This window comes from Lacinutrix sp., from assembly GCF_023299985.1.
Lineage (GTDB): Bacteria > Bacteroidota > Bacteroidia > Flavobacteriales > Flavobacteriaceae > Lacinutrix.
In genome coordinates, this window is sequence record NZ_JALZVX010000193.1 from 1 (window position 1) to 8,642 (window position 8,642).

The following is an 8,642-nucleotide window of genomic DNA, read 5'->3' on the forward strand; positions in this document are numbered from 1 at the left end:
GACACGAGCTCTACTATTGTTTTTCAAAACCCATTTAAAGTTATTGAAGAACTAGTTTTATCTACAGCAAATTATTCAGGATCGAAAACATATAAAATTTTAGGAAGTAAAAACCTTACAGAATGGTTTGGAGTATTAAATACAGGTTCTTTAACAAACTTACAAACGTTAAATAGCACTAGTGTGGATAAGACTATTACTTTTCCACGTTGTAGCTATAAGTATCTAAAAATTGTATTTAACGATAAAAACAGCCTACCAATAAACGTTTTAAAAGTTGGAAGCTTAAGTAGTTCCATTACTAATAGAGCGCTACAAAAAGTGATTACCAAATCTATAACAACAGTAGATCTGTTAGAAGAAAAGAAAACACAAATTCATATAAAATTCACTAATAAGGAAATTATAAATCAAATTCAGTTTGAGGTTTCCAAACCAGAATTTTTTAATCGTAATGTTCAAATTTACACCAAAGAAATCCGTGTTATAAAAAAGAAAGAGGAATCGTATAATAAACGATTAATAAACCTTCAATTAAATTCTGATAAGGCATTAACTTTTAACATATCAGAAATTTTTGAAGATGAAATTTATATTGAAATTGAAAATAAAGACAGTAATAAATTAAGCATAGCAGAAATTAATTTTTTTCAAAAACCACTATATGCAGTAGCATCATTAAAAGCTAATACAAACTACAAGATAAAAACAGGAAGTAAAACAATGGTTGCTCCAGAATACGATTTATCTTTCTTTAAAAATAGTATTTCTGAAAACCTACCAAGATTAGAGATTAATAATATTGTAAAAGAAAAAGCAAAGCCAGTTGAGGTTAAAGAAAAATCATTATGGGAAACCTCATGGTTTATGTGGTTTGCTATGGCAATAACAGGACTTATAATTGTTTCTTTTAGTTCAAGCTTGGTAAAAGATTTAAAAAAGGACAAATAAAGACCAACAGTTGAAACAATTTAAGGTTTTATTTTACTTTTAATAAACTAACAAATACATTATTAATTATGGAATTTAATTATTTAGCAATTTTAGTAGCTGCAATCGCACCACTTATACTAGGTTTTTTATGGTATAATCCAAAACTCTTTGGAAACGCATGGATGCGAGAAGCAGAAATGACACCAGAAAAAATGAAAGGAGGAAACATGGCTGTTATTTTTGGTTTAACATTACTGTTATCATTTATTTTAGCTTTCTCTTTACAACAATTAACCAATCATCAATTTGGAGCTTTTAGTTTAATGGGAGGAGATCCTGCATTAGCAAAACCGTCTTACGACGCTTTTATGGCAGATTACGGTAATGTTTTTAGAACCTTTAAACATGGCGCACTACATGGTGCCTTAGCTGGTGTTTTCTTTTTCTTACCTGTTATAGCTATTAATGGTATGTTTGAGCGTAAAAGCTGGAAGTATATTTTAATTAACTCTGGTTACTGGATTGTGTCTTTAACAATAATGGGAGCAATAGTTTGCGGTTGGGTTTAATACCAATTAAAACTTAAAACAAAGGCAATAAAACGGCGTGTTCTCTTTCTTTTTTATTAAAAAAACAAATCGTAACTAGTGCTATGTTTTATTTTAACCTCGTTTTAAATTACAATTGGTATAACAATATATTATTATAACTTTACAAAGACTGAAACCAACTGTTTCTGTCTTTTTTCTTGTCTCATATTTTGATCGATTATAAACTTTATTATTCAGTAAACGATCTTCCAAATTCTTGGGATGCTTTAGCTAATAATGACTTGTTTTTAAAAAGACCTTTTTTAAAAGCTTTAGAGCATTCTTGCCCCAAAAACATTAGGCCTATTTATGTAGGTGTTTTTAAAGACGAAACGCTTGTTGGAATAGTAATAATCCAACGTGTGGAAATGTATTTAAAAGATATTTTTAGAAACAATAATGATACGTTTTTAACCAGAAAATGTAAACAACTAATATCTAATATAGTAAAAGGTAACGCCTTAATTATTGGCAATATAATGCACACTGGAGAACATGGGTTGTATTATAATAAAGAAGTTATTAGCTATCAAGACTATTTACAACAACTATCTTTTGCTGTTGACAGTATTAAATCTAATATCAAACTAAAACATAATAAAAAAGTAAGACTAATAGCCTTTAAAGATTATTTTGAAGAGGATGCCATACATGAAAACACAGCCTTTTTTATAAAGGAGAAAGTTTATAAAAGGCAAGTACAACCTAACATGGTTTTTAATGTATTAGAATCTTGGGAAACTTTTGAAGATTACATTTCGGACTTTACTAAAAAGTATAGAGACCGTTATAAATCTGCAAGAAAAAAGGGAAAACAAATAGTTAAACGAGAATTAGATATTGAAACCATAGGCGTTTTGCAAGATGAAATGTTTCAACTTTATAAAAGTGTTTCAGATAATGCACGTGTAAATAGTTTCATTTTAAACGAAAATCATTTTAAAACTTTAAAAGAAGAATTAAAAGGTAATTTTAGGGTTTTTGGTTATTTTTTAGATGAAGAACTAGTGGGTTTTTTCACCTTAATTCTTAATAACAAATCTCTTGAAACTTATTTTTTAGGCTATAACAAAAAGTTTCATCGAAAGCATCAAATGTATTTAAATATGCTTTTTGATATGGCTCAATTTGGTATAGAAAACAAATTCTCAAAAATTGTTTATGCTAGAACAGCAATGGAAATTAAAAGCTCTGTTGGTGCAAAACCTAAAATCATGCATATTTATATAAAACACACTAATTTTATTGCAAACACAATGCTTAAATTAATTTTCAAATTCTTGAATCCGGAAACAAAATGGGAGGAAAGACACCCTTTTAAAACATAAAAAAAACCTCAAGCTTAAACTCGAGGTTTTTTTATTTAGCTTTTAGATAATTACTTACCTTTTTTAGCAGACTGTACTTTGTTAAGCTTAGCTTCTTTCATAGCTTCACCTATTTCATTACTAGCGGCAAAACTAGCAACCATATCGTTTAACATGTTACTACCTGCTTGTGGCGAGTTAGGTAATAATATTAAATTACTATTTGTTTCACTACCAATAGCTTGTAAAGTATCGTAATGTTGTGTTACAACAATTAAAGCAGATGCTTCTTGAGAGTTAATACCAACTTTATTTAATACCTCTACAGATTCTTCAAGACCACGTGCAATTTCACGTCGTTGGTCTGCAATACCTTGTCCTTGTAAACGCTTACTTTCTGCTTCAGCTTTTGCTTTTTCAACAATTAAAATACGTTGCGCATCACCTTCATATTGCGCAGCAGTTTTTTCTCTATCTGCAGCATTAATTCTGTTCATTGCCTCTTTTACTTGAGCATCTGGATCGATATCTGTTACTAAGGTTTTAATAATATCAAAGCCATAGTCAGACATTGCTTCGTTAAGTTCAGATTTTACTGCAATGGCAACATCATCTTTACGTAAAAACACATCATCAAGTATCATTTTTGGTACTTCGGCACGAACAACATCAAATACATAAGAAGTAATTTGATCATGTGGATAATCTAATTTGTAAAAAGCATCGTAAACTTTTTGACTAATAACTCGGTATTGTACAGAGACTTTTAAACGTACAAACACATCATCTTTAGTTTTTGTTTCTACAATAACATCTAGTTGTTGAATTTTTAAACTTAACCTACCAGCAACCTTATCTACTATTGGTATTTTTAAGTGCAGTCCAGATTGTCTAATAACTTTAAATTTACCAAAGCGCTCTATAATTGCAGCGGTTTGTTGTTTTACAACGAAGAACGAAGAAATTAAAATAATAAGTCCGAAAAAGATAATCGGAATAAAAACAAATGATCCCATAACAGTTTTTTAAGTGGTTAGAAAAAAGCCAACTATTTAGCTTTTTGGTTTATAAAAATTGAAATACCAAAATAAGTTATATTTGTTCATAAATCCCCAAATAACCTATGAAAAAAATACAACTTTCCTTATTAGTAGTACTTATGCTATGTTTTGTTACAAAAAACTTTGCACAACATAAAAATTACGACATAAAAAACGGCTTTGGCTTGTTTGGAGGTATCACGCAATTCGATATTATTACAGATAACTTTGAGACTACAAAAGGAGATGGATGGATTGGCGGAATGAGTGCAACCGTAGATATTCCACACAAATGGTATAACGCGAGTTATGGCATGCAGCTTTCTGAAAACACTTTAGGTATTTCTGGCCGTATAAGTAATACAGATTTATTTGCTCAAGAATTAGAATATAAAATTTTTACTGCACAATTAGCGTTTTTATGGCATGCTAAAATTGTTGGAAGTTATCTAACTATAGATTTTGGGCCAATGCTACAGTATAATAGTGATCTGGAATTAAAAGACGATGAACAAGAGAATTTTATAATTTCTAATTACAATGCTTTAACCGCAAACGACATTACAGATATTTCAAATTTTAATATAAATGGCGCGATTGGTGCAACTGCTGGATTTAGTATTATTAAATTTAGAGCACAATATATTTATGGGTTTTTAAACACGTTAAATGGGTTAAACTCTAATAGCGATTTAGATTTAACAGGTGGTGATAACGAATTTAAGGGTAACCAAGCTATGTTAACTTTCTCAGCAATGATTACGTTTTAAAAAATTGTAACTATCTTGTAGGCAATTATTTATTATGAAAAACTAAATTTAAAATAATGAAACTAAAATTACACTATTTACTATTTACAATGTTTTGTAGCACTGCAATTTTTGCACAAAACGAAAAAGAAACCATTGCTAGAAATTGGTTAGAAGAAAATAAATTTGAATTAAACATCCAAGACAACCATACGTTAGATATGCAATTTAGTAGAGCAAGTTTATCTGGTGAAACGTTTCGTTTTTACCAAATGATGAATGGTATACAGGTTTTTAATGCTGAAGTAACAGTTCATGTATCCAACAGAAACAATGTAACTTTTCATACTAGTACTTATGATGCTTCAATTGAAACAATTAATACAACACCAAGTATTTCTGAAGCTCAAGCACAACAAACAGCATTAACAAATTTAAATGTGCAAGTATCTGATATTGTAAATTTAAAAAACGAACTTTTCGTTATTAAGAATAATAATCAAACAAGTTTAGTTAGAAAACTTTTAGTAAATGCTTATTCTAAGTCAGGAGCTTGGGAAGTTATGATAGATGCTCAAACAGGCTCTTTTTTAAGTGCTAAAGATGTTGCTTTTTATTTTCATGGAGACAAAGAGAAAGAAAAAGAGAAGGAAGAGAACACCAAAAAAGAGAATAAATCGTCTTCATTTATGGCAACAGGTTCGGCTATGATTTTTGATACAGATCCATTAACTGCAACTACAAGTGCTTATGGAGGACAATATGTAGATGGAAATGATGCAACTAATGCCGCTTTAGATGCAGCAAGAACACCAGTTAGTCTTCTAGACATTGAATTTGTAGGAGGTAACTATAGATTAAGAGGACCTTATACAGAAATAGCAGAATTAACGTCACCTAATAAAGGTTTGTTTATTCAATCTTCAAATAATTTCGAATTTAATAGACAAGAAGATGGTTTCGAAGCAGCAAATGTATACTACCATACAGATAAATCAATGCGTTATATTAATATTGACTTAGGTATTACATTGGCACCATCTCAAAATGGTGGTGTTGTTCGTTTTGATCCTCATGGAGCAAATGGAGGAGATAATTCTTTTTATACTGGAGGAACGTTAAACTTTGGAGAAGGTTGTGTAGATGATGGTGAAGATGCCGATGTAATTTTACACGAATTAGGTCATGGATTGCACGATTGGCTTACAAATGGAAGTTTATCTCAAGTTAATGGTTTAAGTGAAGGTAGTGGAGATTATTGGGCAAACTCCTATAAAAGAAGTTTAGGACAATGGTCTCCAAGTGATGCAGCTAGAAACTGGGTTTTTGGTTGGGATGGACATAATGAATGCTGGAATGGAAGAACTACAGTTGTTACTGCCCAATATCCAGGAGGTTTAGTAGGACAAATACATGCAGATGGACAAATGTGGGCAACTACATTAATGGAAATTTGGGAAGATATAGGAAAAGAAAAAACAGACAAAGCTTTTTTAGAAGGATTAGGCATGACAAATAGTGGAACTAATCAAGAGCAAGCAGCTATTGCCGTAAGACAAGCAGCTATAGATATTGGAACAGCTGGAGGCTTTACATGTGCAGATATTCAAGCTTTTACAGATAGGTTTAATGCTCAAGGTTATAATATGCCAGCTTACACTTGTAGTTTAAGTGTAGATGAGTTTGCTGTAAATGCAATTTCAATATTCCCTAATCCAACAAATGGTATAATAACATTAAAGAATATTAAGCAAGAATACAATGTTGCTGTATTTAATATGTTAGGTCAAAAAGTAAAGGACCAAACAATAAACGCAACATTAAATACTATGAATGTTTCCAACTTAGCAACAGGAACTTATTTTATTAAATTTAATGAAGCAAACACTGTATTGAAGTTTATAAAAGAATAAATATCAGAATACATTTAAACAAAAAGCGAGCTCAATTTAATAAAGAGTTCGCTTTTTTTATGTCAAATAGTTAATAAATTACAACACAGAAATTACCTTTTCAATTCGGCTTATGCTTTCATTTTTACCAATTAGATACATAATATCAAAAACATCTGGCCCTTTTAACGAACCAACAAGTGCTAAACGCAAAGGCATCATTACTTTTCCAAAACCTATATCGTTTTCAGTTATCCAATCTTTAATCTCTTTTTGAAGCGTTTCTACTTCAAAATCTTCAAGAGTAGATATTATCGACACTAAATGCGTCATTAAGTCTTTAGTTTCTTCCTTAAAAGCTTTTTTAGAAGCCTTTTCATCGTAACCTTTTGGAGCAACAAAGAAGAAACTACTTAAGTCCCAAAAGTCGTTTACAAAGGTTGCACGTTCTTTAATTAAGCCAACAACCATTGCTATATAATTTACATCAATATCTTTTAACTCAGAACGGTTATTTTTAAAAGCTTCAGCTAAAATAGCATTGCTTTGCTCTTGCATGTAATGGTGATTAAACCACTTTATTTTATCTGGATCAAAACGAGCTCCTGCTTTATTAACACGGTCTAAATCGAAAGCATTTATTAATTCTTCTAAATTAAAAATCTCTTGTTCTGTACCTGGATTCCATCCTAAAAAGGCTAAGAAATTAATTACAGCGTCTGCAAAATAACCTTCTTCTTTATAACCTTTAGAAACGTCTCCATCTGGAGAAGTATATTCTAGAGGAAATACTGGGAATCCTAATTTATCACCATCACGTTTACTTAATTTTCCTTTTCCTGTTGGTTTTAAAATTAAAGGTAAGTGTGCAAATTCTGGTGCTTCCCAACCAAAAGCAGTGTATAATTGCATATGTAAAGCCAAAGAGGGTAACCATTCTTCACCACGAATAACATGAGAGATTTCCATTAAATGGTCATCTACAATATTTGCTAAATGGTAAGTAGGCATGCCATCACTTTTAAACAATACTTTGTCGTCTAAAACATTAGTATCAATGGTCATATCACCACGAATAATATCCTTAAAGCGAAGCGTTTCATCCTGAGGAGACTTAAAACGAATGACATAATTATCTCCATTGTCTAATTTAGTTTTTACTTCTTCAGCAGAAAGCGATAAAGAGTTATTAAGCTCTAAACGGTTATGCCAATTGTATATAAACGTTTGTTTGTTGGCTTCGTATTCTTTTCTTTTTATATCTAAGGTTTCAGCAGAATCAAAAGCATAATAAGCATTTTCACTTTCAATAAGTTGGTCTGCATACTGTTTGTATAAATGCTTACGTTCACTTTGTCTGTAAGGTCCAAATTTTTCGTTTTTGTTGGGTCCTTCATCAAAAGGAATATTACACCAATTTAAAGAGTCGATAATGTATTGCTCTGCACCTTTAACATAACGATTTTGGTCTGTATCTTCTATGCGCAACACAAAAGTACCATTGTGTTTTTTAGCAAATAAATAGTTAAAAAGTGCTGTTCTAACACCTCCAATATGTAAAGGTCCTGTTGGACTTGGTGCGAAACGCACACGAACGTTTTTAGACATTTTATAAATTTTAATAGCGCAAAGATATATTGATAAGAGTACACAGCAAAGAAAACAGTACATTGTTTAAAGGCGCTTTTAACAGAATACTAATATTTTTTATAAAATAAAACTGTATTTTAGTGAGTTATAAAGGTAAAAACCCAAATAGAAGTTGAATAATTTTAAAAACATACAGTCTAAACTAGAACAGTTTATTAGAAAATATTACACTAATGAGTTAATTAAAGGTGTGATTCTGTTTTTTAGTATTGGTTTGTTATATCTAATTATAACACTATTAATCGAGCACTTTTTATGGCTTAACTCTACAGCAAGAACGATATTGTTTTGGTTATTTATAGTCGTTGAATTAGGACTATTTATCAAGTTTATAGCAATACCATTAACAAAACTTTTTAAGCTTCAAAAAGGAATTAATTTTGAAGAAGCGTCATTATTAATTGGGAACCACTTTCCTGAGGTTAGTGATAAATTATTGAACGTACTTCAGCTAAAAAATACAAATTCAGAGTCAGAGTTA

Annotated in this window: 7 protein-coding genes and 1 pseudogene; 6 read left to right on the forward strand and 2 right to left on the reverse strand. The window is 30.5% G+C overall.

Annotated features, from left to right (window positions below; translation table 11 throughout):
- From Q0C58_RS10440 to Q0C58_RS10450, 3 genes are all read left to right on the forward strand, one after another.
- Positions 1-951, forward strand: a 951-nt coding sequence (locus Q0C58_RS10440; protein WP_290701078.1) for a hypothetical protein, incomplete at its 5' end; no start/stop codon positions are given.
- A 68-nt stretch (positions 952-1,019) separates the two neighbouring features.
- Positions 1,020-1,502, forward strand: coding sequence for a DUF1761 domain-containing protein (locus Q0C58_RS10445; RefSeq protein ID WP_290701081.1), 483 nt, complete (start codon positions 1,020-1,022; stop codon positions 1,500-1,502).
- Positions 1,503-1,693: 191 nt separating this feature from the next.
- Positions 1,694-2,851 carry a GNAT family N-acetyltransferase gene (locus Q0C58_RS10450; RefSeq protein ID WP_290701084.1) on the forward strand — a complete coding sequence of 386 codons (1,158 nt, stop codon included), beginning with the start codon at positions 1,694-1,696 and terminating at the stop codon, positions 2,849-2,851.
- A gap of 50 nt (positions 2,852-2,901) precedes the next feature.
- Here Q0C58_RS10450 and Q0C58_RS10455 read toward each other — a convergent pair whose 3' ends face one another.
- The gene (locus tag Q0C58_RS10455; protein ID WP_290701087.1) at positions 2,902-3,846 is read right to left on the reverse strand and encodes an SPFH domain-containing protein; all 945 of its coding nucleotides are present in this window, start codon (positions 3,844-3,846) and stop codon (positions 2,902-2,904) included.
- A 107-nt stretch (positions 3,847-3,953) separates the two neighbouring features.
- Here Q0C58_RS10455 and Q0C58_RS10460 point away from each other — a divergent pair, with 107 nt between their 5' ends.
- Both Q0C58_RS10460 and Q0C58_RS10465 read left to right on the forward strand, forming a co-directional pair.
- The gene (locus Q0C58_RS10460) at positions 3,954-4,640 is read left to right on the forward strand and encodes a hypothetical protein (RefSeq protein WP_290701090.1); all 687 of its coding nucleotides are present in this window, start codon (positions 3,954-3,956) and stop codon (positions 4,638-4,640) included.
- Between the two features lie 56 nt (positions 4,641-4,696).
- The gene (locus Q0C58_RS10465; RefSeq protein WP_290701093.1) at positions 4,697-6,532 is read left to right on the forward strand and encodes a T9SS type A sorting domain-containing protein; all 1,836 of its coding nucleotides are present in this window, start codon (positions 4,697-4,699) and stop codon (positions 6,530-6,532) included.
- Positions 6,533-6,610: 78 nt separating this feature from the next.
- Here Q0C58_RS10465 and gltX read toward each other — a convergent pair whose 3' ends face one another.
- Positions 6,611-8,119 (reverse strand): glutamate--tRNA ligase, encoded by a 1,509-nt coding sequence (gene gltX, locus Q0C58_RS10470; RefSeq protein WP_290701096.1) that lies wholly within the window; start codon positions 8,117-8,119, stop codon positions 6,611-6,613.
- Between the two features lie 154 nt (positions 8,120-8,273).
- Between gltX and Q0C58_RS10475 the strand changes: the two are divergent.
- Positions 8,274-8,642: pseudogene (locus Q0C58_RS10475) on the forward strand (hypothetical protein); the annotation flags it as partial.

Excerpts from the sequence above, each read along its gene's own strand:
- Q0C58_RS10465 (WP_290701093.1), top strand. The coding sequence starts at position 4,697 with ATGAAACTAAAATTACACTATTTACTATTTACAATGTTTTGTAGCACT.
- Q0C58_RS10460 (WP_290701090.1), top strand. The coding sequence starts at position 3,954 with ATGAAAAAAATACAACTTTCCTTATTAGTAGTACTTATGCTATGTTTT.
- gltX (WP_290701096.1), bottom strand. The coding sequence starts at position 8,119 with ATGTCTAAAAACGTTCGTGTGCGTTTCGCACCAAGTCCAACAGGACCT.
- Q0C58_RS10455 (WP_290701087.1), bottom strand. The coding sequence starts at position 3,846 with ATGGGATCATTTGTTTTTATTCCGATTATCTTTTTCGGACTTATTATT.
- Q0C58_RS10445 (WP_290701081.1), top strand. The coding sequence starts at position 1,020 with ATGGAATTTAATTATTTAGCAATTTTAGTAGCTGCAATCGCACCACTT.